Source organism: Micromonospora sp. CA-248212 (assembly GCF_050948405.1).
In the GTDB taxonomy this organism is placed as follows: domain Bacteria; phylum Actinomycetota; class Actinomycetes; order Mycobacteriales; family Micromonosporaceae; genus Micromonospora.
Genome location: NZ_CP192023.1, coordinates 4,479,316 through 4,502,029, shown reverse-complemented (window position 1 = coordinate 4,502,029; position 22,714 = coordinate 4,479,316). Strand labels below are relative to the sequence as shown.

The window sequence follows — 22,714 nt, the reverse complement described above, 5'->3', positions numbered from 1 at the left end:
GCGGTCGTCGCCGCGGCATCCGGCTCTACCTGCGGGCCATCGACTTGGGCCCGGATGCCGACCCCGTCCGTCAGGGCGGGATCCACCTCAGTCTCTCGGAGGTGCTCGTCCAGCTTGGCCGCTATCCCGAGGCGATGACCGAGGCCGACCGCGCGTTGACACTGTTCCAGGCTGGGAACGACCGCGACCGTGAGGCGGCGGCGCGCAACGACATCGGCTGGATCCACTACCTCGCCGACGACTACGAACAGGCGCTGGCCAGCTGCACTGAGGCACTGGCGCTGTTCGAGGCGGTCGATAACCGCTCCGGTCAGGCGTACACCGGGGACAGTCTGGGTCAGGCCCACCACAAGCTCGGCCACGAGGACGAGGCCAGCTACTGCCACCAACGCTCATTGGCCATGCTGCGTGAACTCGGCCATCGGTACCCGGAGGCGACGATCCTCCTGCACATCGGCGACTGTCACGAGGTCGGCGGGCGGGAGACCGAGGCGCGACTCGCGTGGCAGGAGGCGCTGGCCATCCTCGAGGCGCTCGACCACCCCGACGCCGAGGACGCCCGAGCGAGGCTGAGCGGGTAGCGATCCGAGCAGCGGAGAAGCGCGCTCCGACGCCGACCGCCCGCCGGCCGCGGTGAGCCGCAGCCACCTGGCGAACGGCTCACCGCGACGGGTCGATCGCCGAGGTGACGATCGATTGCGGAACGGTGTTGCCTACTGACCGGATCCCGCTGTGTAGAGCTCGTCTTCGCTGATGACCGGTGCGGCGTTGTCCTCGGGGCGTCCGACGCGTGCGGCCGAACTGAAGAGGGGACCGCGTGCGGGGTGTACGGGAGCGAAGGCGGCAAAGCCCTGCTCCTTCGGGATGTCGTCGTAGACCGCCTCCATCCCGCCACGGAGTAGGTAGGTCTCGTGCCAGAAGCCCGTACCGCCGCTGTCGCGCAGGAAGTTGCGCCACCAGATCCGGTGTGGTTCCGAACGGGCCCAGGACAACAGGGAGGGCAGGTCCCGCCAGTATTGCCGAATGCCGACGTGCATCGGGAACAGCGACCACAGCAGGGGCTCATGCCGAAGGAGACCCTCGGGGTTGTCGCTGGCGGATCGGCCGATCTGCGGGCCGTAACCCATCAGCGTCCGCAGGCCAAAGAGCCGGTTGACGCGCATGCCCAGATAGACGACCACCAGGTCCGGGTAGGGCGACAGGTCGACAGTTTGCCGATTCACACTCGTGTTCATCGTGAATCTCCTCGTTCTGAGTTCTAGTGGGCGGGGGCGAGGGCTGTTCGTCGTTGACGATCAGCCCGCGATGAAGCGCGCCGTCATCCATGGAGCTGGCCTGCGTCGGGCGACGGTCGTGACGTACAGGACCAGGCCGGTGGTGGTGAGGACGAAGCCGGCCCAGACGGTGGACAGGGTGCCCCAACCGGCGTCAAGGGTGATCGCGCCGCCGATCGCGCCGAGAGAGTTGGCCAGGTTGAGAGCGGCCAGGTTGAGGGCACCCATCAGCGTCGGGGCGTCGGGGCCGAAGCTGGTCAGCCGTACTTGGATGCTGGGGATCGCGTACATCATGGTCGCGCCGACGCCGAACAGGCACGGCAGCAGAACCTCGAGGCTGCTGCCGGCGACGCCGATCAGCACGAGGAGTGCCAGAGCGCCGCCGTAGCCCCAGGTCAGACCGCGATCTGCCGAGCGGTCGGCGACGCGGCCGCCGAGATGGTTGCCGACCGCCATGCCGAGGCCGAAGACGGCCAGTGCGAGCGGAATGACTGAGGCGTCCCGCCCTACGGCGTCGGTGACGAATGGGCCGATGAACGTGTAAACGGCAAAGATGCTGGAGATGCCGAGCGCCGCGACGACGACCATCAGCCATACGTTCGGTCGACGCAACGCCCGCAACTCGCTGGCGACCGAACTGCCGCGCAGTTCGTCGGTGCGCGGCAGCCAGGCAACGAGGGCGGCGCCAGCGAGCAGACCCACGGCGACAACGGTCCAGTACATGACACGCCAGCCCGCGTTCTGACCAATGAGAGTGCCCAGGGGGGACCCGGCGATGGTGGCGATGGTCAGGCCTCCCATCACGGTGGCGAATGCCCTGCCGCCCCTTCCCGGTCCGTAGACGTAGGCGGCGACCACAGCTCCCGCGCCGAAGAACGCACCCTGCACGCTCCCGGCGATGAATCGGAAGATGACGAGTGACGTGATGTCAGGAGCCAGCGCGGAGAGCCCGTTGCCGACCAGGAACAGTCCGATCAGGCCGATCAGTAGTCGGCGCCTGTTCGTTCGTGCGGCGAGCAGGATGATCGTCGGAGAACCGATCACCACTCCGAGGGCGTACGCGGTGATCGCATACGTCGCCACCGGAATAGACACGTCCAGGTCGGACGCGAAGAGCTGGATGATGCCGTTGCTACCGAACTCGCCGGTACCGATCGCGAAGGTGCCCAGCGCCAGCGCCAGCAACGTCAGCTTCGGATGTCTCACGGGTGGTGTGGTCGAGGCGCGCCGGTTCTCCGCGGCGGCACACTGACCCTCAAATGCCTGCTGGTGCATCGCGTTCCTCCGCAGATTCACTCGTGTGAGCGGGGTTCGGGCACGCCCGTAGGCCGGTGGTCGACGCAGATCCGGGGAAATACCGAGGTGACCTTCCCGTCGCGCCTGACCAGGGCCCCGAGCTGGTGGACTACCCCCAGCCCGGCCCTGGCCGGTCGAGGGCCGGCCTCCAGCCCTCTCTTGCGCCTCGTCAGCGCGCGGCGCGCTTGATGAGTTCGGCCGCGGCGAAGGGCTGCGAGATCATGGCGACGTGCGACGCGTTGACCTCCCGGACCTGCGCGCCGGCCCGCTCTGCCATGAACCGCTGCGCCTCGGCAGGCAGCACCTGGTCGTTGCGGGCAACGAGGTACCAGGAAGGAATGTTCTTCCAGGCCGGTACGCCCGACGGCTCCCCGAGAGTGCGCGCGTCGGCAGGCCGCTGCCCGGTCCACATCAGCTCGGCGGTCGCCTTCGGCACGTCAGCGGCGAACACCTCCCGGAAGAACTGCCGTTTGATGTACCCGTCGACGAGGCCGGCCTCGTAGGGCCGAAAGTCCAGCGCCGCCTCATTGAGCTTGCTTCCCGGGTACTTCGTCTGTAGACCCAGCAGCGTCTCGCCCTGATCGGGCGCGAACGCGGCCACGTAGGCCAACGCCTTCACATTCGGGTTGCCGGTCGCCGCGTTCGTGGCGACGATCCCCCCGTACGAGTGGGCGGCGAGCACGATCGGGCCGCTCAGAGTGGCGAGGACGCTCGCCAGGTACGCGGAGTCGGAGGCCACGCTGCGCAGCGGGTTCGCCGGAGCGATGACCGGGTATCCGTCGCGGATGAGGCGAGTGGCGACGTCGTTCCAGCCGGAGGCATCGGCAAAGGCGCCGTGCACGAGTACCACCGTGGGCTTCGGCTGATTGGCGGGTCGCGGGTGGGCCTGTGCGGCGGGTGCCCCGAGCGCAGCCCCGGCGGCGGCCGCGGCGGCACCGGCCAGCAGTGTTCGGCGGGTTGTCGTCATTGATATGAGCCTTTCAGTAGTCGTTTCCGGAAGAGATTCCGGTTGAACCTAAAAGGCGTTGCTTGACGGACACTGAACGGGAATGCAGCTCGACTGCCGGGCGATTTCCGTGTTCGTCAAGTCGTTCGGCCTAGTCTGCGGCCATGACATTCTCGAAGAGCGAAACCGCTGCCAAATGGGCCTTGGCGATCCACTTCGTCTGGTACGTGGTCGCCAACCTCGCCCAAATCGTGGTCTGGTGGTTCGTCACCCCGGACCAATTCTTCTGGCCGGTCTGGTCGATCGTCGCCTGGAGCATCGGGCTGGCGTTCCACTTCTGGGCGGTGCGGAGATTCCTGTCCACTTCGCACAACTCCTGGCAACTGCGCCCGGGGCGCTGACGGCGCCATTCCTCTCGGAGTTCGTCCGTGATCCATTCACGGTCGGGGCGCTCGCGCCGAGCAGTTCGGGGCCGGCACGGGTCACCAGGGGACTTCCCGAGCGGCGAAGAATCCGCCGATGGGACCGTCCGGACCGATCTGGGCCATCCGTACGGTGTTCTCCGAGCCCTGCGGGGCGGGCCTCTGCGCACCGAGCCGTTCCCGCCTCGGTCCGGGGATCTCCTGGACCACCGTCAATTACGACGTATGGCCGGGCGGCGGTCGGTCCTGATTGCGCTTCCCACCTCAGGCCGCGGCGCTTCGCCGTCGATCCGGAAGCTCACCGCGGCCTGAGCGGGCAATGGGTGGGCCGTGATCAGCCGAGCCCGGCCGATCCGATGGCGGCGGCGAGGTCGTCCGGGTGCGAGAGCATCGGCGAGTGTGCGGAGTCCAGCTCGATCACCTGGGTCGGGGACGTCGAGACGGCGTCGATCTCGGCGATCAGCCGTCGTTGCGGCGCCGGCGGAACGGCGTTCTCCTTGGTGCAGACCACGTACGTCTTGGGTACCGAGCCGTAGCGCTCGCGGGTCACGACCGGGGCATCGGCCGCGATGCCGACCGGCGCGGCCGGGGCGAGCAGGTCGATGGCGGAATCGGCGGTGGCCGCGTCGACGTCGCCGTATAACGCCTCCCGTACGGCCCGACCGATCTCGACGCGGATGTCGATCGCGGAGCGGGGGCATCGTTCCGGGCTCAGGACGCAGACGCGTCCAGCTATGACGGGACGGCGGCAAGTTCCGCGGCGCCGAACGAGACGGCGAAGCGCTTGCACCAGATGCTGACGCTGCGGAACTCCGCCGGGTCGACTCCGGCGGCCAGCCGGTACACCTGATCGCCCTGGTTGCCCTTGAGTTTGCCCAGTTCCGCGTACCGACCGTCGTCGAACACCCGCCAGCCGGCGGTGCCTGCGCGAACCCGCTGATCGGACAACCACACCCGTAGGTCAGGGCCGTCGCTGGTGTCCAGCCCGTCGATCTCCAGCTGGTGACTGCCGTCCGGGTTGCGGACCATCCGGACCGTGCCGCTGGTGTCGTGCTCGTGGGTGATGAAGGTTCCCTCTGCGAGAACGATCGGTGCGGCCGGGACGTCCGCGGCGTCGGATGAGGACCGAGACGGCTGCGCGGACTGAGACGGCTGCGGGACGGTGGAGAGGGGCTCCGCCACGACCGTGTCGGTGAACAACCGCCACGGTTGGAACCAGTAGAGGGCTCCTGCGGCACCGATGCCGAGCACGGCAACGACGATCCAGGCGACAGGAGCGCGGAGAAGACGGCGAGTCACGGTTCAAGTCAAGCCGCCGGACCTCATCGTGACCAGGCGGGGCCGGATTACCGATCGCTTACGGCACGTGCGGGGCGATCCGGCCGAAGATGTGGGCCGTTGCGGCGTCACGGATACGGGGGCCGGCTCCACCGGAGGCCGGCCCCCGTATCGGGCGTACGCCCCTGACCAGGTCGTCTACTCCGGCCTGCGTGACGCTGCGATAGTCACGCAAAGAGGTTGCCGGCGAGGTCGGCGTAGAAGAGGGCGGGGTCGCGGGAGAGCGAGGCCTTGACGTTGGCGGTGGGCTTGTCGGCGATGACTTCGATCTTGCCCGCCTCCAGCCCGTCGAGGGCCTGGGTGACCACCTCGTGGGGGGCGAGCTTGGGGATGTCGATGCCGGCCATCATGTCCGTGTCGGCGATCGCCAGCGCCAGGGCGGTGACCAGAGTCTTCTGGTCGGCCAACTCGAGTCGGATGCCGTTCGTCAGGGACCACTCCGCGGCCTTCGAGGCGGCGTAGCCGTTGCTGCCGGGGGAGAAGGTGTACCAGCTCAACGCGGAGATGACGTTGAGAATGGCGCCACCGGCCAGCCTCGGCGCGAACGCGCGGGTGACGTTGAGGGTTCCCCAGAAGTTGGTGTCGAAGTCTTTGCGGATGTTCTCCGTCGAGGGCCCGAGCAGCGGGGCGTCCGTGGAGGTGCCGGCGTTGTTGATGAGGATGTCGAGGTCGCCCACCTGGGCCGCCGCGGCCTCGATGGACGCCGGATCCGTGATGTCCATCTGGAGGGCGATGGCACCGGGAATGTCGATGCTTTCCACGCGCCGGGCGGTCGCATAGACGGTGGCGCCGCGGGCGAGGAGTGCCTCGGCGAACGCCTTGCCGAGGCCGCGGTTGGCGCCGGTCACGAGAGCTGTTGAGCCGTTGATTTCCATACCAACACGCTAGAACCTCACGTTGACGTTAGAGGCAAATGCTGCGAGGTTAATCACGGCCGCCCGTGTCCGCAGGAGGCATCGCCCGGCTCAGGGCCAGCCGCACAGCGACTGATGAAGCCCGACGGATCGCCGCGCTCCACCCGTACCGTCCATCTCCCCACGGCCAGGACGTGGTTGCCTCCGCCGGGTCCGGATAGCCTGGCCGGCTTCCTCCTCACCGCGGTGCGTGCGGGCTGGTGGCGTACCGACGCGGCCCCTCGGTGGCCTGCTGCCGATGAACGTCGCGGGCGATCAGCGGCTCGACCAGTGCGAGCAGCAGAGCAGCGGCGGCGACCAGCCCACCCACCAGTGCGGTGTCGGCGATGCCGGGTCCGGACAGCAGGGCTCCGCCGAGGAGCGCCCCGCCGGCGATACCGACGTTGAAGGCAGCGGAGTTCCCGGCCGACGCCAGGTCTGAACTGCCGGGAGCCACCTCCAGCACCCGGTTCTCTAGGGCCGGGGTCAGCGCGCCGAGCGCGAAGCCGGACAGGGCGAGCATCACGGCTACAGCCGGTTGCCAGCCGGAGAACAGGTACAGGCCGACCAGCGAGACCACGAGAGCGAGGAGCGAGCCCACCATGGTCCCCCGTTGACTGCGGTCGACCACGGCACCGGCGACCGCGATGCCACCAAAGTTGACCAGGCCGCGCAGCAGCAGCAGGGGGCCGATCGCCGCTGCGGGAAAGCCACTCACTTCGGTGAGGAACTGGGCGGTGTAGGTGAACGCGGTGAACAGTCCGGTAATGGACAGGGCGGTGGTCGCGACCAGGATCCAGTAGCGCGGGACGCTCGGCGCGGTGCCGGTCGCGGCGTGTGCGGCTCCGACCGGTGTCGTTGGCATCAGGACGGCGACCAGCCCGAGCGCGAGCAGGCCGAAGCCGGCCAGTGCCACGAAGGTCCAGCGCCAGCCCGCCTGCTGGCCCAGCCAGGTCCCTGCCGGCACGCCGAGCATCGGTGCGAGAGCCGAGCCGCCGAAGACCGTCGACATGGCCCGGCCGCGTACCCGCTGCGGAAAGAGGCTGGCCGCCGCCGGCCCGACCACCGCCCAGAACACCGATTGACTGAGCGCCACGACGACCCGCGCCGCCAGCAACATCACATAGTCCACCGCCACCGCCGACAGCAGGGTCGCCACCACGAAGACACCCAGTAGCACGGATATCAGCAGCCGTCGCGGTACGCGGCGAGTGACGTACGCCAGCGGCACGGAGACGATCGCGACGGTCAACCCGTAGCCGGTCACCAGCATCCCGGCGTCGGCGAGCGACACCCCGAACTCCTCCGAGATCAAGGGGAGGAGGCCGACGGGCATCGTCTCCATCGCGACGTAGCAGAACGCCCCCACGGCGAGCGCAACGAGTGCCGCCACCGCCGTCCGCCGGTCTGTCGAGGGGTCGGCCTCGGTCGTCGGTTGACTGATGTGATCACTCCTTCGCCAGATGCGCCGCGTCCCTGTCGAGCAGGCGACGTCGCGGATGCGTCGGTCGGGCTCGTCCAGCACCGTCGTTGACGAGCGCCTCGAAAGACCAGTGGGCGACCACCGGCTGCTCCCACCGATGCCGGCGTTCCGTCACTGGTTCTCCGGGTCCGTCGGGCGTCGACGCGGCGCGCGGAGTACCGCGGCGCCCAGGAGCCCGCCGAGCGCGTGGCAAAGGCTCACCCCGCCCAGCAGGACAGCCACGCCGGCACCGGCCGCCCCGCCGGCCAACGCGGATCCGATGGCGCCGGACGCGCTCTTCAGGCCAGCGCCGACGGTGAACACCTGGGTGTGCAGCTCGGGTGGCGCCTCCCGGCCACGCACCACCAGCAGGGAACAGAACATCAGGCCGTTGATCAGGCCGCTGATCGCGAAGGCAGGCAGGTAGACGGCAGGGGTGGTGTGGAACGCGGCGGCTGCGGCGAACGGGACGGCAGTCGCGAGGAGACAGACGAGGATGACGTTCTCGGGCAGCCACGAGCGCAGTGGGAAGTACACATACAGCAGTGATCCGGCCAGCGCGCCCAGCGCGATGAGGGACAGGATGACACCGGTCAGCGAGGTGCTGTGGACGCGCTGCGCCATCAGCGCGGCGGTCACCGGTAGCGCGCCGGCGCCCAGCTGCCCGAGGCAGCTGCCCAGCGTGACCGAGCCGAGGGCCGGCCGCCTGATGATGACCTTGGCGGCGGCGAGGAAGTCGGCCCCGCGCAGGTGATACCTCTCCGAGCGCTCGCGTCGCGCCAACGGCAGCGACCACAGCAGCAACGAGGCGGCGGCGGCCGAGCCGGCGAGGCAGAATACCGCGATCCGGCCGCCGAACGCGCCGGCCAACACCGCCGCCGCCGACGGTCCGACGATGCCCGCCAGGCCGTACAGGGTCGAATCGATGCCGTACGCGCTGCGCAGGCGCCCGGGGACGAGCTCGTTGAGCAGGCTGGTGAGCCCGCCGCTGAGCAACGGGCCGACGCAACCGGCAGCCAGTGCGGCGGCGACGGCCACCCATCGGGGAGACGAGCCGGTGGCCACCGCGGTCAGTGCGAGCGCTGTGGCGTACACCAGAAGCGCACCGCTGTAGAACACCTTGCGCCGGGAGGTGGCGTCGGCCACCGCGCCGACCAGCGGCGCCGCGACCACGTGCGGGACCATGAGCGCAGCGACCAGCAGGCCGCCGAACCCGGCGCTCCGCGTGGTCTCGACGGCGAGCAGGACGAGCCCCACGCGGGCACCCTCGTCGGCCAGCCGGGCGAGTGAGGCGAGCAGCGAATATCGGACCAGATTGCTCCGCTCGCCGCCGGTATCGCGCTGGTCCGCGCCGGCATCGGTGAGCGTCATCCCCTCTCGGGCCACCGTCGCTGCTCCTCCCGCTACGCCATCTGCTGGGACTTACCCCCCAGCCGCCGTTCCGACCCACGGTCCCACCGCACCGTTGAGGGGCATCTCGAACGCCCTTCGGAAACAGGCCATAGCACTGCGCCGGCAGTTGGTTAGGCCCGCCGTTCGTCGCGTGGGCCTCCGTGGGTTGTTCAGCGGCCGCTGATGCGGGTGCCGGAGGTCGCATCACATGCGAATCGGCGGTGACCGTCCGAGTGGGGGTCACCGCCGATCGGTAGTCGAACCGGTCAGGCGGCGGAGCAGGCGGAGTCCAACTCCTTGAGGGCTGCTTCCAGAGCCTTCTTGCTGGGCTTGGCGTCGGCGGACTTGTTGTACGCGTCGCTCAGGGCCATCATCTCGTTCTGGATCTTCTCGGAGGCGGTGGTGACCACGTCGTTGGCGCCTATCGTGTGCGCCAGGATCGCGACCGAGCCGGCGACCCACTGGGCGCTGACCGCGAAGTGCCCGGCCGGCGGGCCGATCTTCTCGGCCTTGGCGATCTTGGTGGCGTTGTCCTTGATGTCCTTGTTGATGTCGGCGCAGGCCTGCACCGTGGCCGCGTCGTTGGCCGCACTGCTGGCTGCGGTGGTGGCCGGACCGCCGGTCGGGGCGGCGCTCGAGGCCGCCGGAGATGGCGCGGTCGCGGTGCTCTCGGATTCGGGCTGCGGATCGCAGCCGGACATCGCGAACGCCGCCCCGACGGCCAGGCCAGTCAGGACGAGTCGAGTTCGGTTCATCGATGTTTCCCCCGTGATCTTCATGATCGGCGCACGCTACCAGCCGCAGTCGATCGGGTGGGACCAGTTATCGGGCCAACGGCGGCTCTAGCCGGTGCGTCGTCGATCGACAGCAGGACCGGCTCGTCAACCCTCGACGGGCGTTCGACGGGCGCCGACGGGCCAGAGAACCGTGGTCGGGACGCCGTGGCGCCGCGCCCACTCGATGGTCCGGTCCGTCGACGCGGGGTGCAGGCCAGGTCTGCCGTCCCACACCGCCACGAGTCGCTGCACCCGTCGGACCAGTTCCCGGTTGGCGACCACGTACGCTGCGGTGTCCGAGCGGTCGTGTCCGGTGTGGACGACCGCTACCGCCCGGTCGAGCAGCTCGTCGAAGACCAGCCGATTCTCCGGCCTGATGACCGCGCGCCGGTAGTCGAGGGCCGGAAGGATCACCTCGTAGGTGCCGCCCAGGTCGAGGATCGTGCGCGCGAAGACCTGGTCCGCGCCGGCCGCCAAGCAGGTCACGCCGTGTACCGGCCGGTCGCTGATCCGGCCCAGCTCGACGCGGAGCGCGGCGGCGACGAGCAGTTCGGTGTCGCGGGTCAGGTTGATGTGCCCGGTCACGCCGACGCGGACCGGGTCGAGGTCAGGCGGCATCCGTCGGGCCTGTCCGCTGAGTGGGCACCGGGGGTGCCAACCGGATCAGCTCGAACCCGCTGTCGGACAGCACGTCAGGCAGTGCCCGGACCCCCTCGCGATTCTGCTCCCGTACGTGGGACGGCAGCTCGTCCCACGGCCGCAGGGCGGGGTGCCGTCGCTGGGCGTCGTCGCGCGGGTCGCCGTACGTCCAACCGTCCCCGCGCCGTTCCCGGCACCACCGCTCGTGCTCCAGGCGGGCGAGTTCCTCGATCCCGTCGTCGATGGCCTGCCCGGCGGCCGAGGCGTCAACGGTGCCGCCGTGCCGGGGCGCCACGACGCAACCGAGATCCAACAGCTTGGCGGCGATGTCCTGGACGTAGGCCCGGTTGGCCCGCCGCAACGACTCGGGTAGTCGTGACCAGTCCACCATCGCCGAGGCGTCGCCGAGTCGTACCCCGGCGCGCTGCTGGGCCTGGACGTACCGTTCGTGGATCAGCCGGGCCAGCCGCTCGGTGAGATCTTCGGCGATCAGCCGGGCGTCGCAGGCGTGGGCGAGCACCGGATAGAGGCGGAGCTTGCCGTGCACCTCGTCGAGCAGGTCGTGCCGGGAGTCGCCGTGAAAAGCCGCGGCGAGCGCCGCCTGCCGGTAGACGGGCACGAACACGGCACTCTCGGCACCCTGCCACAGGGCGGGCGTGTCCAGCACGAACTGCAGGCCGTTGATCTCGTCCGGCGCGCACACGTAGATGCGGTCGTAGCGGTCGCGGCCGAGACCGACGACGCCGTCGAGATCCAGGTCGTACGCGGTCATCTGGCAGACGGTGGCCAGGAACGGGTAACGCGAGGACGCCAGCGCGATCTCGGAACCGGCATCCGGTGCCACGACGTCCACCCGCAGGGGTGGCGCGGCGTGGCCCCCGGGGGTGTCGGCGCGGAACGCACGCCAGTGCCGGGCGGTCTCCACCAGGAGCGCCCGGCGGAAGGTGCCGGTGCCCGCGATCAGGATCCTCGTTGGTCGGACTCCCGCGCCGGGCAGCGGGTGGTGCCGGTGCAGCGCGCGTGCGGCGACGTCGTCGACGTGGAAGTAGTCCAGCCGCAGCCGGCTGGAACCGGCGGCGCCGAGCCGTCGGGCCTGCAGGGACAGACACATCTCCGCGTCGTGAACCAGAATGTAGACCCGCGGTGGTTGTCGTCGTTCCTGGATGAGCCGGTTGGCGGTGTTGGCGATCGCGTGGTTGCGGTCGTCGTCCTCGCTGCAGGCGTAGATGGTGTGGGCTCGGGGTAGTCCGGCGCCGCGCAGCACCTCGGGGCTGGTCGGGTCGCCGACCACGCCGAGGTACCGGCGCCGCCGGTACTCCAGCGGCCCGAACGGCTCGGAGCGCACCACCACCACACGTTCACCGTCGGCGAAGAGCCGGTCGGCGAGCATGTGGGCGAACTGGGAGTCGCCGCAGACCAGGACGTGACCACGTGCCCGCCGGGCGCGCAGGCGGCGACTCTCGGCGGCCAACAGCAGCCGGCTGGCCTCGGCCACGGCGAGGAGCGTGAACAGCGGGGCGGCGAACCGGGCGACCTGCAGCTGCCACGGGTAGGGGCCGGCGTTCTGGAAGGGTTCGGCGCCGAAGACGAAGAGTTGCAGGTCGTAGTAGAGCACGTCGTACGGATCGTGGGCGACGTCCGGACGGGCTTGGAGCAGGCGCTCGAAGCCGACATAGCCGAGGACGAGGGCAGCCAGCCCGATCAAGCCGAAGAGGACTCGCAGACTCCAGCCGGTCGGGCGGGACGAGCCGGCGACCGGATCCGTCATGAGTCCATGGTATTTGACGAGGTCGATCGGGCTGTCGCTCGACGCGCACGCGGGTGTGCACCGACGGCCCCGGTTCGGCTACGGAAAGTCGTCGGGTCGGGTGTCGGGCAGCGTGGCCAGCAGTTGCCCGGCCAGCCGCCGCACGGCGCCGTCGTCCTCCTGATGCGCGAGCCGTACGAGCACCTCCCGGGTCCGGGTGTCCCCGTCGTAGTGCCGGGTCAACGCGAGCAGCGCGGTCCGGCGGATCTCCCAGTCATCGTCGTCGGCCAGCCGCAGCAACAGGTCCCGTACCCCCGTGCGACCGGCGAGACTGGCACCCAGCTGCTCCACGGCCCGGCGGCGAACCTCCAGCGCCGGATCGTCGCGGACCAGCCCGACCAGCAGCACCTGCACCTCCGGGTCGGTGCCGAAGTGCTCGCCGAGGGCGGCGGCGATGCGGGCGCGGATCGCCGGGTCCTGGTCCGACAGGCGGCGCATGAGCCGCAGCGTCACCGCCATGGATGCCGAACCCCGCTGGGTCAGACAGCGTACGGCCGCGTCGAACACGGTCGGGTCGGTGTCGGACTCGACGCATTCCAGCAGCACGTCGGTCACCAGTTCCGGGCTTCCGTACGCACAGAGGGTTTGTACGGCGGCCAACCGGATGCCGACGTAGCTGTCTCGGCGGGCCCGCCGGCACAGTGTCTCGATGAGACCCGGGGCGTCGCCGTGGCGGGCGAGCGCCTGGGCGGCGGCGCACAGCACGTTCGGGTCGGGGTCCCGACTGACCTGCTCGGCAAGGCACTCCCGCACCTCAAGGTCCGGCGGGTCGGCGAGGCGGGCCAGGCTACGGGTGACCCGTAGCCGGACGATCGGGTCCCGCTCCTGGGAGGCGCGGCTGATGAGCAGATCCCGGGTCGCGTGGCCGAACAGCGGTCGCCCGGTGAGCAGTTCGACCGCGGCGAGCCGGACGCTCGCGGTCGGATCGCGTCGAGCGCTCTCCAGCAGCAGCTCCCCGGTGCGGTGGTCGGGGTAGGCCTCGGCCAGCGCGCGCACCGCGGCGAGGCGTACCGTCGCGTCCTCGTCGACGTGAGCAGAGCGGGCCACCACCGTCCACCCGGTGTCGTCGGCGCGGTCCCGGTCGATCAGGGCGGTGACCGCGGCGGCCCGTACGGAGGACTCCTCGTCCTGCTCGATCTGGTCGATCAGCCGCGCCCGGCAGCGCCCCTCCGGATCGGGTACGAGCGCCAACCGCTGTACGGCGACCGCGCGCACCCGGGCGGACGTGTCCGAGCAGGCCAGCTTGAGCAACAGCTCGGTGTCCTCCGGACCGGGTCGCTCCGGCAGCAGCCCGGTCAGCATGCAGCGTCGGACCTCGTCCGGGGAGTCGCCGGTGATCCGCCGCAACGCCGTGGCTCGTGCGGTCTCGGCGTACTCCGGCAGAGCCAGCAGACGCTTCAGCACGCACTGCACCACACCGGGATCGGTGTCGGTCGCCAGCAGGCGCTGCATCGTCTCGGGTGCGTCCGGCAGGTCGGCGCAGCGCGTGCTGAGCACTCCCGCGGCGGCTCGCCGCACCGCGACGGCGGTGTCCCCGGTGGCCCTGGCCAACACCTGACGCACGTCGTCGGAGAGTTCGGACCGGGTGCCGAGCGACTGCACGGCCAGCGCCCGCACCGCGAGATCGGGAGAGTTGGCGAGGTCGCCCAGCACCTCCACGAATTCGAGGCCGGCGCCGAGGTGGGCGACCAGTGCGCGTACGGCGGCCTGCCGTACCGCGGTGGAGACCTCGGCCTGCGCCTGGGCGAGCAGGATGTCCCGGCATCGGCCACTGTTACCGCCGGTGGCCTCGATGCGGCCGGCGGCCTCGGCCAGCCCGGCGACCAACGTGAGGCGCGCCTGCCGCTCGCGGCCCTGCCCCAGCTCCCGGACGAGCAGGTCCTCCATCTGCTCCTCGGCGGTGGACAGCACCGCCGCGATCCTGGTGGCGAAGGGAGAGCCGGATCGCCAACTGGTCCGGACCCCGCGGCGGCGGTACCAGTGCAGGAAGACCTCCCGGCCGGGCCAACCCGGGCCGAGAGTCCGGATGGAGGACAGCAGATCCTGCTCGGTGAGATCCACCAGGTTCGGGTCGTCGGCGGAGATGCCATGCTCGATGAGACGCACGACCTGGCGCAGCAGGGCGTCGCCCGCACCGGCCAGTTCGGCGGGCTGCGGCGCCTCGGCCACGCACTGCGCCGCCAGCACCAGGTTCCACGGCGGCCCGGTCAGGTTCAGCGGCGGCCACAGTTGAGTGGCCTCGGTGGCGAGCAGGGTGACCAGCTCGTTGGCGACCCGGGCGGGCAGGGCGCCGGCGACCAGGCGAAGCACCTCCCGCCACGACGGCTCGGCCCAGCGCCCGCGAAACAACGAACGCAGATGATCGAGGCCCGCGGCGGACGGATCGCGCTCGTATCTGTCCACGATCTCTTCGGCACAGAAGAACTCCAGGAACGCGCGGTGCACGAACCCGAACAGTCGTAGGCCGTAACGCTCCAGGATGAAGCTTCGCTGCCGCAATTTTTCGATCATCGAGTAGGCCATGGCGAGCGCCCGCTCATTCTCGAAACCGTATAACTCGACGAGGTTGTCGCGGAAGATGCGCGCCAATTCGTCGGACTCAATGTAGTTGCCGGCGGGGCCGGACTCGCGGAACTGCATCCAGTACGCCAGGCGACGCAGCAGCCGACGCTTCGCCTGTAGGTCGAGCGACGGCACGTCGCCGTGGCTCTCGCGCAGTTGCTTGGTCACATCCCATTCCGAGATCAGTACGTCGGTCACGTGCGCGTAGAGCCGGCGTCGGTTGCGCGGCAGCGGGTGACCCCGCCCGACGATCGCCATGAGCATCAGCAGCAGGGGGTTACCGGCGATCTCGCGCATCGCCCGGGAACTGCTCACCACGTCGAGGATCTGCCGCCGCTGCCGCTCCGCCTCCGCAGCCGACGTGGGCATCACGTAGCGGTACCAGTTGTCCAGAAACCTCGCGATCTGCTCGTCGTCGAGATCCTCCAGAGTGAAGTGGTCGAAGCCCGCGTTGGCGAACGTGTGCCGCTGGTAGCCGGCCGCCCGCGACGTGACCACGGTCAGCACCCCGGGGTATTCGTTGGCGAACGTGGCGATCTGCGCAGCCACCTCTTCCCGCTGCGCCGGGTCGAAGACCTCGTCCAGGCCGTCGAAGAGGAACAGCGCCTGGCCGCCCTGGCGCAGGTACGCCTCCAGCACGTCCTGGTCGATACCGGCCAGCCCCTGCTGGTGGCGGTGGCCGACGTAGTCGAGCAAACCGTCGCACCGGCCGTCCCCGTGATGGGTGGCGTAGGAGCGCAGCTCGACCAGGACGGGTAGGTACCGGTCCAGCGCACTCAGTCGAGGCTCGACGCAGACCCCGGCCAGCGTCAGCGCCAGGTACCGCGCGGCCGCGGACTTGCCGGAGCCGGGGTCGCCCAGCAGCACGATCGTGCGCCGCCCCGGGTCGGACACCACGTCGAACAACGACAGCTCGTCCTTTGCCGCGTACTCCTCCCAGAGCCGCTCCACCTCCTCCGGGTTCACCACCCCGGGCAGCCCGCCGACGTCGCCGCCCGGCGTGGACCCGGCCCAACGCCACCACGCCAGCGGCATCTCGGGTCGCGCGTCCTCGTGGACGCGGGGCTCCACGAACACGTTGGGTAGCCCGACGGTGAGGTAGCCGATGGTGGGACGCGGTGAGACGGCGTCCACCGAGACGGCGTGGTATCGCAGCGACAACTGCTTGTAGTACTGATTGCGCACCACCGTCGGCAGATGAGTGTCCGGGTCGGCCGGCTCGCGCGCCGGGGATCTGCCACTGCGTACGTCGGCCAGTGCGGCGGTCACCTTGGCGGTGAGGTCGTCCACGCCGGAGAAGAAGGCGCAGAGGTGGCGCTCCTTGAGCTCACGGCGCAACGCGACGATCTGCTGCCAGTCGGCATCGCGGTCGATCATGTCGACCGGCCAGGGTGTGTCCTCCGCGAGCAGGAAGACCAGGCACGGCTTTCCCGCCGCGAGCGCCTCCCGGTACTCCAACTCGGTGATGGAGGACTCCTGGCCCGGCGGTCGGAACCCGTACCGCCAGGCGAACAGCCCCACGTAGAGGTCGCACCGGCGCACGTCGGCGAGGCAGCGTTCCAGCGGCGGCCGGATGTCGGCGCCGTACGCCTCCATGGCCACGTCGTCGATCTCCAGACGGCGAGCCACGGCGTGCACGGCAGCGCGGTATTCCAGCAAGTCCTTTTGGGTGGCCGAAATGTAGACCTTCATGAACGGCAAACTCCAGGGGGTGGCTGGCGACCGCATCATCGAAAATATCAGTCGTTGTCACGTCCGTCCGACCCGCGAACACTCCGAACGCCCGCCGTGCATGGGATTCCCGCCGACCCCGGGCCTATGATGGCCACCAACGGAAACGAATCCGGCGGTCGAATCGCGTACTCGTGGAGTTGCGGTTGTCCGATGCGGATCCGGGTCAGTGCCGGTCGCGAGGGGTGTACGTCAATCAGCATGAGCCGCGTACGCGGGACGAACGCGGGTCGGTGGCAGCGTCGCGGAGGAAGCCATGCTCACGGTCGGTGAGGTGCACACCAGTCTTCTGCAGCACAGTACGGCGTTGGCCCAGGAGCAGAGCGCCGACGTGCTCAGCCTGATCGAGGGCGAGGCCGTGCTGACCTCCCGGCGTCCATCGCTGTACGCGGTGTCACCCGATGTTCGCACCGGTGTCGACTGCTGGCTCCCGAGCGCCAGAAAGCGCCAGTTACGTGGGGTGGGCGCGGTTCTCACCCGGGCCATCATCACCGGCGGCCGGATCGTGCAGGCCTCCTCGGTCATCCACGTCGTCGCCGGGCAACGCCGTCGGCCGTGGTCGCACTACCTGGCCAACCCCGGCGTCCTCGAGACGGTCGGCAAGCTGGACGTCGCCGACCTGAGCGCGGGCTTCCTGCACGGCAACAACGCCGACGTGCTGAACCTGGAGGCGATCACCGGCCGGGTGCTCGACGGTGTGCAGATGTCCGACCTGCTGGACCGGCGCCCGCCCCTGCGCACCGCCCGCACACGGTTGCGCTGGACCGCGCAGACGGACGAGCGTCCCAACCGGGACGTCTCGGCGGTGGTCACCGTGGACTCACCCACCCTGCGTACGGTCGAACTCGTGCTCGCCCCGCAGGACGTGCCGGCGGCCGTGGCGGGGCTCTGCGAAGACCTCGCGTTGCACGACTGGCTGCTGACCATCCTGTCCTCGCTGGTGGAGTCCGCGGTCACCCGATCGGCCTCCGGGCAGGAGCACGTCGAGCGGCTGCGTCCGGTGCTGGAGCACCTGCTGCACCTGTGGCTGCCGGGCGCGCGGGTGCACCCGCGACTGCGGCCGATCTGGGACCAGTTGGAGCAGGTACCCGGCTTCAGCCGTCAGTGGAACTCGTCGGTCAACTGGATCCGGGACCAGATCAGCGTGAGCAACATGGCTCTGCTTCGCGACCTGGCCGGCCGGATGGCCGTCGACGAGCCGTGCGGGCGCTGAGCACACTCAGTCGCTGATGAACACGTAGCTCAGCCGGTCGACCAGCTCACTGGGTAGCTGCAGGCCCTCGCCGCCGGCCCGTTTGGCGACCTGCTGCGCGACCGTCGGCGGCACCGCCACCTGGCCGAGGATGGTCCGTACGGCCAGCTCCACCGGCAGGTACTCGGTGCCCATCAGGGTCAGCGTGCGATACGCGCAGAACGGCGCGGCCGCCGGGTTGAGCTGGACGATCGCCGGCAGCTGGTCCCAGTCCGTCGGTAGCTCGCCGACGAGCTGGCGCGGCTGGGTCATCGTCTCGCCCCGATGCCGTAGCACGCCGAGCCGGGTCATCTGCCAGACCGAGGCGAGCAGGGCGCAGGCCCACACCCGGGCGTCCGGCTCGTCGGACCAGAGCTCGATGTCGACGAAGATGGAGTGCCGGGGATCGCCGGACTGCAACGGCGGAGACCACGGACGCGGCAGGGTCATCGCCGGCGCGTCGACGTGCCCGGGGGACCGCTTACCGTTGGACAGCCAGCCCGACTCGCTCAACGGGGGGCGACTCCCGGTGGTGCCCCGAGGGGGTTCCACCACCAGTGTGTCGACCACCAACCGGGCCAGCTCGGCGCCGTCGTGCCGGGCGAAACTGGACTCCCGGGCCACGTAGTCCAAGGTCAGGCCATGCTCCGCCGCGGCGCTCTGCACCTGCGGAATCACCTCGCGGGGGGTGCCGAAGCGGTGGAAGTAGTCGTCCAACATGAAGCAGGTGCTGATCCGCGGCTCCCGGGATGCGGGCAGCCCGCGTCGGGCCAGCGCCGGGATCGCGGCCGACCAGTCCGCGATCCGCTCGAACTTGCGCCTCAGCTCCTCACACCCGTCGCCGAAGTCCTCCGCGTAGAAATGCCCCAGCTCCACGGACAGATGCGAGTACGCCACGCTCTCTGTACGACGCACCGCAGCTGCCTCCTGGAACCTGACATCCATGCCGATCACGCGGTGTCCCATGCCGTCTCGTCGAAAAGCTTCTCAGTCAGGTCAACGAAGGCGTCCACCGTCTTGACGTTGGCAATTTTGGATTGCACGTCGTGGTCGGAGATCAGCTGCTCCCGCCACTGCAGCAGAGGATCCAGCGGCACCACGCCGAGAAGTGTCGTACGTCCGACACCCCGTCGTCGGGCCAGCTCCGACAGCTCCGCGTCGCACTTGCGCAGGAAGGCCTGCTGGGCGAGGCCGAGATGGCCGACCTCGGGGCCACGTGAGTCGATCACCGCCGTCCGGATGAAGCGCAGCGACTCCCGTAGCCTCTCCGGCTCGTGGCCGTACTCCTTGCCCATGGCCACGATCCCACCCGCCTCGAAGGCCAGGTCCGCCGCCGCGGTGACGTGCTGGGGAGTCCACCGGTGGAAGACCAGCCAGCGTACGGCGACCTTGCGCAGGGTCGAGGTCGCGGTCGCGGCCAGCGCGATCTGACTGGCGTACGACCGGCCGGCGCTGAGGTCCACCAGGGTCAGGTCGAACTCCTCCTCCAGTCGGAGGAAGAGCTCGGCGCAGCGCTTGGCGATGTCGTTGGTGAAACCGAACTCGCTGCCGTTGCGTTGCCCCGGCAGGAGCACCAGCGGACCGGACCCGATGGGCCGCTGACGCAGGCTGGCACGTTCGGAGGTGCCCCACACGTCCAACTGCTCCGGAGACGGGATCTCCCCGCGCAGATATCGGTGCAGGCCGCCACCGTTGGGCCCGGCGCCCTCCACACCGTTGACGGCCTGGGGTATCTGGAACGTGATGCCGGCGGTCGGCGAGCCGAAGTCGTAATCCAGGTAGCAGGTGGGGTGACCGGACAACGCGCTGCGATAGGCGATGTTCGCCGCGGTCACCGACCGGCCGGTGCCGCCCTTGTGCGACGTGACGAAGACCAGCATTCAGATCCCCTCGCTGGCCTTCTGCTGCCCGGTGGCGACGTCGTTGAGGAGCAGCAGAAGCGTGTTCACCAGCGCCGCCGCCGTGCCGGGCCGCTCGTCGACCAGCAACTGTGCCCGGCCGAGGCTGGCTCGGATGCTGCGCATGCTGCGCTGCATCGCCTCGCCGTCGAAGGTGCCGCGCATCAACTCCCGGTCGAACAGGTATTCGGCCTCGTCAATGAGATCCTGTGCGTAGTCGGCCAGCCGGCCGGCTCGCGGGAACGGTCGCTCCCACAGCAGCTGACCGGAGGTGACCAGCGCCTGCGCCACCCGCACGGTCAGATACCAGGAGGGTGCGTTCGGCTTCGGCGCCAGGCCGGGGAAGGCGCCACTGGCATGGTCCCACAGCCCCTGGTGCCGGCCGTCCGGGATGCGCCGCAGCAGCAGGTGATCCCACACCTCGTCGGCCAGCTCGAGTAGTTCACTGCGCTGACGGGCGTTGCTCAGCAGACCGGCGACGGCGGCCGCCCGCTGTAGCAGCACCACGGAGAACTCGTTGACGTTCCACGTCATGATCGGCTTCGACGTGTCGTCGTTCAGGGTCACCTGCTTGCCGGGCGCGTGCACGAACAGCGCCGGCTCGCCGGGTGACGCCCGCCGGGTGATCCGCGCGCGCTGCGCCAGCTCCACCAGTACCGAGGCGATCCGCCCGAGCTCCTCGTCACCGCCGCGCCCGACGGCGAGCAGACCCTTCACGGCGAGCGACGTCGTCTGGAGCGTGTAGTAGTCGGTCCGGTCACCATCGGTCGTCCGCCAGGGAATGTCCTCGATGGGCCACCGTCGTCGGTTGCCGAAGGTCGCCACCGTCGCCCAGTACGTCCGGGTGAGCTCCCAGCGAAGTTGCAGCGCCCGGGACAGCCGCTGCTGCTCCTCGTTGAGCAATCCGAGCAGCCGGGTGCGTTCGGAGTTCAGGTCCTCGATGGCGTCCATCGCGATCACGGTGAAGTAGAGGTAGGGGGCGTTCTCCGCGGAGCCCGCACGCTGTCGGCCGATCGGCTCGGTGGTCGGGACCTCCTCGGTCCCGGAGATGAGCCCCCACGACCAGCCGCACTCGAACAGCATCTCGCTGTTGTCCAGGTCCTCCGTCACCCGACCCGAACCGATGACCACGCTACGCAGGCTCGCCATGGTGTCCCGCAACTGCTCGCGCAGCGCGGCCACCAGCTCGCGGCGAGGTAGCTCGTCCTGATTGACCATGTCGCACAGGCGAATGCCGTACTCGTCGGTGGAGGTGAAGACGAAGGTGCTGAAGCTGCGGAGCAGGCCGACCATCGCCGCCGTGAGGCGCGCGCTCGCCATGGCCTCCAGTTCGTCCAGTTGCGCCAACAGGTCACGCCGCTGGGTGGACCCCCGGTAGACCTTGACGAAACCGATCGTCGCCAACGTGAGGGTGACCGACACCGCGAACGAGTCGACGATGTCCTGGGAACGCTGCTCCTCGGTGAGCTCCGGACCACCCTCCAGCGGGGTGAGGTAACTGCCGCCGCCGAAGATCGGAGTGCCGGCGTCGTCGGTGTACCGCCGGAAATAGTCGATCATCACGCTGACCAGCCGGCGGGGAATCTCGATCGCGCCGCCGAGCGGGCTGAGCGCCTCGATCACCTCTTCGTCGGCGCGGTCCGGGTCGTCAAGTGACAGCACGGGGACCTTGGCCGCGGGGAGCAACAGGGTCAGTAGTTGCTCCGCGTCGCTGATCGAGTTGGTACCACTTCGGCCGCCCCAGTGCCATTCACCGTTCGCCCAGCAACTGCGAACCGTGGCCCGCCAGATGTCGAGGATCTCCTGGCGAGGCTGCATCCGCATGATCCACCGCCGTCTGTTGTAGTCGTCGACTTGAAACCGCTGCTATAGCCGTGCCCACGATGATCCACGGTGCCGTACAACGTCATGGTAGCGGGCCAGTCGAGTGGCACTTGAAAGGCTTCGATGGCCGCGTGTCGGCAATCCGGCCAATCGGACGCGGGGGGAATGCCCCGCCGCCCCGCTGCGCCGACAGCACGAGGTCGGCGCATTCCGCCGGTACGCATGGGCGCTATCCGCGGGTCCGGCCGGTGGCCAGCAGCATGCCCACGTATCCGTCCCGCAGCGGCGGCTTGGGCCGTACCTCGTGGACGTCCAGGTCGTCCGCGCCGGCCGCGATGGTGGCCACCACGTCGGCGCGCTGCAGGGCCACGGCCGGGAACCTCCGCCGACCGACGTCGTATCCGACCGATCCGAGCATGACCGTCACGGCGAAGGGCGACCTGGGCCGCAGCGCGTCCAGAAACCGACCGATCGCGTGCTCGGCCTCGGCCTGGTCCGCCGAGATGGAGCAGGCCACGAAGAACATCGTCCCGGCGCTCCAGGCGTGCCTCGGCAGGGTGAAGACGCTGGCCCGCACCACCCGGCCCACCTGTGCCAGTCGTCGACGCGGATCCGTCAGGGCCGCGTACGCCGGGTGCTCCGTGCACACCTGCCAGTACGGGTCCCAGAGCTCGTCGTAGCTGTCGACCTGCGTACGCAGCCAGTTCACGTTCGCCGTCGACCATTCACACAGGTCGACGGCCTTCGCGAACGGGAGGAGCGACAGCGCCGGGTACAGGTTCGCCCCCGACCCCACGTCGACGCACCGCGCGTCGGAGAGCTTCGCCTCGCCGAAGAAGTCTCGGATGCGGCACAGGATCTCCCGATCGTCAGGCCGCAGATCCGCGTAGTTGTGCCGGACATACGCCTGCGGGTCGAAGCTGTCCCACTCGACGTCGGAATTGACCGGCCTCGGCGACTGAATCGGCGAACGTGGCGTCGACTCGCCGCAACCGCCCCCAGTCGCCGGGGTCAACGCCATGGACGGGCCTCCATCGGGTCGGCGGATCACATTGGTCGTTGAAGCGGCGCTCAGTACACAGCCCATTATGTATCGATGGTGGTGCGCGCTCACAAGTGCAGGAAGCCCGCCGTCCGCCCGAAGTGACGACGACAGGACGGTGGTCCGGTGCCATGCCGGCCGCGCGATGAAGGCCGGCACGTGCGGGCAGCAGCCTTCGCCA

At 69.6% G+C, this 22,714-nt stretch carries 19 protein-coding genes; 3 read left to right on the top strand and 16 right to left on the bottom strand.

What is annotated here, in order from left to right:
- The first annotated feature begins 44 nt into the window (after positions 1-44).
- Positions 45-581 carry a tetratricopeptide repeat protein gene (locus tag ACQP03_RS21275; protein WP_357392452.1) on the top strand — a complete coding sequence of 179 codons (537 nt, stop codon included), beginning with the start codon at positions 45-47 and terminating at the stop codon, positions 579-581.
- 132 nt (positions 582-713) lie between these two features.
- Here the strand turns inward: ACQP03_RS21275 and ACQP03_RS21270 are convergent, their stop codons facing one another.
- The 3 genes from ACQP03_RS21270 to ACQP03_RS21260 all read right to left on the bottom strand — a co-directional run bounded on the left by ACQP03_RS21270 (position 714) and on the right by ACQP03_RS21260 (position 3,537).
- A complete protein-coding gene (locus ACQP03_RS21270; protein WP_357124906.1) occupies positions 714-1,235 on the bottom strand; it encodes a monooxygenase family protein in 522 nt (173 codons plus the stop codon).
- A gap of 60 nt (positions 1,236-1,295) precedes the next feature.
- On the bottom strand, positions 1,296-2,480 hold the full coding sequence (locus ACQP03_RS21265; RefSeq protein WP_357124910.1) for an MFS transporter: 1,185 nt from the start codon (positions 2,478-2,480) through the stop codon (positions 1,296-1,298).
- A gap of 259 nt (positions 2,481-2,739) precedes the next feature.
- On the bottom strand, positions 2,740-3,537 hold the full coding sequence (locus ACQP03_RS21260) for an alpha/beta fold hydrolase (protein WP_357124913.1): 798 nt from the start codon (positions 3,535-3,537) through the stop codon (positions 2,740-2,742).
- Between the two features lie 143 nt (positions 3,538-3,680).
- On the opposite strand from ACQP03_RS21260, the gene ACQP03_RS21255 reads away from it, so the two are divergent.
- Positions 3,681-3,917 carry a 2TM domain-containing protein gene (locus ACQP03_RS21255; protein WP_357392453.1) on the top strand — a complete coding sequence of 79 codons (237 nt, stop codon included), beginning with the start codon at positions 3,681-3,683 and terminating at the stop codon, positions 3,915-3,917.
- Positions 3,918-4,272: 355 nt separating this feature from the next.
- Here the strand turns inward: ACQP03_RS21255 and ACQP03_RS21250 are convergent, their stop codons facing one another.
- The 9 genes from ACQP03_RS21250 to ACQP03_RS21210 form a co-directional block, all read right to left on the bottom strand.
- Complete coding sequence (locus ACQP03_RS21250) at positions 4,273-4,728, bottom strand: alpha/beta fold hydrolase (protein WP_357392454.1); 456 nt, start codon at positions 4,726-4,728, stop codon at positions 4,273-4,275.
- Positions 4,671-5,237, bottom strand: a complete 567-nt coding sequence (locus tag ACQP03_RS21245) for a DM13 domain-containing protein (protein WP_357124921.1) — start codon at positions 5,235-5,237, stop codon at positions 4,671-4,673. Before ACQP03_RS21245 ends, ACQP03_RS21250 begins: the two co-directional genes overlap by 58 nt.
- A 206-nt stretch (positions 5,238-5,443) precedes the next feature.
- Positions 5,444-6,151 carry an SDR family oxidoreductase gene (locus ACQP03_RS21240; RefSeq protein WP_357124924.1) on the bottom strand — a complete coding sequence of 236 codons (708 nt, stop codon included), beginning with the start codon at positions 6,149-6,151 and terminating at the stop codon, positions 5,444-5,446.
- 217 nt (positions 6,152-6,368) lie between these two features.
- Complete coding sequence (locus ACQP03_RS21235) at positions 6,369-7,562, bottom strand: MFS transporter (protein WP_433458091.1); 1,194 nt, start codon at positions 7,560-7,562, stop codon at positions 6,369-6,371.
- 201 nt (positions 7,563-7,763) lie between these two features.
- The gene (locus tag ACQP03_RS21230) at positions 7,764-9,017 is read right to left on the bottom strand and encodes an MFS transporter (RefSeq protein ID WP_433458089.1); all 1,254 of its coding nucleotides are present in this window, start codon (positions 9,015-9,017) and stop codon (positions 7,764-7,766) included.
- A gap of 272 nt (positions 9,018-9,289) precedes the next feature.
- The gene (locus ACQP03_RS21225; protein ID WP_357392458.1) at positions 9,290-9,778 is read right to left on the bottom strand and encodes a hypothetical protein; all 489 of its coding nucleotides are present in this window, start codon (positions 9,776-9,778) and stop codon (positions 9,290-9,292) included.
- Between the two features lie 126 nt (positions 9,779-9,904).
- On the bottom strand, positions 9,905-10,417 hold the full coding sequence (locus tag ACQP03_RS21220) for a hypothetical protein (protein ID WP_357392459.1): 513 nt from the start codon (positions 10,415-10,417) through the stop codon (positions 9,905-9,907).
- Complete coding sequence (locus tag ACQP03_RS21215; RefSeq protein ID WP_357392460.1) at positions 10,407-12,206, bottom strand: RyR domain-containing protein; 1,800 nt, start codon at positions 12,204-12,206, stop codon at positions 10,407-10,409. Before ACQP03_RS21215 ends, ACQP03_RS21220 begins: the two co-directional genes overlap by 11 nt.
- A gap of 78 nt (positions 12,207-12,284) precedes the next feature.
- Complete coding sequence (locus ACQP03_RS21210) at positions 12,285-16,499, bottom strand: HEAT repeat domain-containing protein (protein ID WP_433458087.1); 4,215 nt, start codon at positions 16,497-16,499, stop codon at positions 12,285-12,287.
- Between the two features lie 295 nt (positions 16,500-16,794).
- On the opposite strand from ACQP03_RS21210, the gene ACQP03_RS21205 reads away from it, so the two are divergent.
- Positions 16,795-17,751 carry an SCO2521 family protein gene (locus ACQP03_RS21205; RefSeq protein WP_355047830.1) on the top strand — a complete coding sequence of 319 codons (957 nt, stop codon included), beginning with the start codon at positions 16,795-16,797 and terminating at the stop codon, positions 17,749-17,751.
- 6 nt (positions 17,752-17,757) lie between these two features.
- Here ACQP03_RS21205 and ACQP03_RS21200 read toward each other — a convergent pair whose 3' ends face one another.
- The 4 genes from ACQP03_RS21200 to ACQP03_RS21185 form a co-directional block, all read right to left on the bottom strand.
- Positions 17,758-18,684 carry an SCO2522 family protein gene (locus ACQP03_RS21200; RefSeq protein ID WP_433113428.1) on the bottom strand — a complete coding sequence of 309 codons (927 nt, stop codon included), beginning with the start codon at positions 18,682-18,684 and terminating at the stop codon, positions 17,758-17,760.
- Positions 18,685-18,719: 35 nt separating this feature from the next.
- Positions 18,720-19,649 (bottom strand): SCO2523 family variant P-loop protein, encoded by a 930-nt coding sequence (locus ACQP03_RS21195; protein WP_355047832.1) that lies wholly within the window; start codon positions 19,647-19,649, stop codon positions 18,720-18,722.
- A complete protein-coding gene (locus ACQP03_RS21190; RefSeq protein WP_355047833.1) occupies positions 19,650-21,485 on the bottom strand; it encodes an SCO2524 family protein in 1,836 nt (611 codons plus the stop codon).
- Between the two features lie 235 nt (positions 21,486-21,720).
- Positions 21,721-22,512, bottom strand: coding sequence for an SCO2525 family SAM-dependent methyltransferase (locus ACQP03_RS21185; protein ID WP_357392462.1), 792 nt, complete (start codon positions 22,510-22,512; stop codon positions 21,721-21,723).
- Between the last annotated feature and the right edge of the window lie 202 nt (positions 22,513-22,714).

Excerpts from the sequence above, each read along its gene's own strand:
- ACQP03_RS21205 (WP_355047830.1), top strand. The coding sequence starts at position 16,795 with ATGCTCACGGTCGGTGAGGTGCACACCAGTCTTCTGCAGCACAGTACG.
- ACQP03_RS21260 (WP_357124913.1), bottom strand. The coding sequence starts at position 3,537 with ATGACGACAACCCGCCGAACACTGCTGGCCGGTGCCGCCGCGGCCGCC.
- ACQP03_RS21210 (WP_433458087.1), bottom strand. The coding sequence starts at position 16,499 with ATGAAGGTCTACATTTCGGCCACCCAAAAGGACTTGCTGGAATACCGC.
- ACQP03_RS21225 (WP_357392458.1), bottom strand. The coding sequence starts at position 9,778 with ATGAACCGAACTCGACTCGTCCTGACTGGCCTGGCCGTCGGGGCGGCG.
- ACQP03_RS21195 (WP_355047832.1), bottom strand. The coding sequence starts at position 19,649 with ATGCTGGTCTTCGTCACGTCGCACAAGGGCGGCACCGGCCGGTCGGTG.
- ACQP03_RS21215 (WP_357392460.1), bottom strand. The coding sequence starts at position 12,206 with ATGACGGATCCGGTCGCCGGCTCGTCCCGCCCGACCGGCTGGAGTCTG.
- ACQP03_RS21185 (WP_357392462.1), bottom strand. The coding sequence starts at position 22,512 with ATGGCGTTGACCCCGGCGACTGGGGGCGGTTGCGGCGAGTCGACGCCA.
- ACQP03_RS21220 (WP_357392459.1), bottom strand. The coding sequence starts at position 10,417 with ATGCCGCCTGACCTCGACCCGGTCCGCGTCGGCGTGACCGGGCACATC.
- ACQP03_RS21240 (WP_357124924.1), bottom strand. The coding sequence starts at position 6,151 with ATGGAAATCAACGGCTCAACAGCTCTCGTGACCGGCGCCAACCGCGGC.
- ACQP03_RS21255 (WP_357392453.1), top strand. The coding sequence starts at position 3,681 with ATGACATTCTCGAAGAGCGAAACCGCTGCCAAATGGGCCTTGGCGATC.
- ACQP03_RS21190 (WP_355047833.1), bottom strand. The coding sequence starts at position 21,485 with ATGCAGCCTCGCCAGGAGATCCTCGACATCTGGCGGGCCACGGTTCGC.
- ACQP03_RS21270 (WP_357124906.1), bottom strand. The coding sequence starts at position 1,235 with ATGAACACGAGTGTGAATCGGCAAACTGTCGACCTGTCGCCCTACCCG.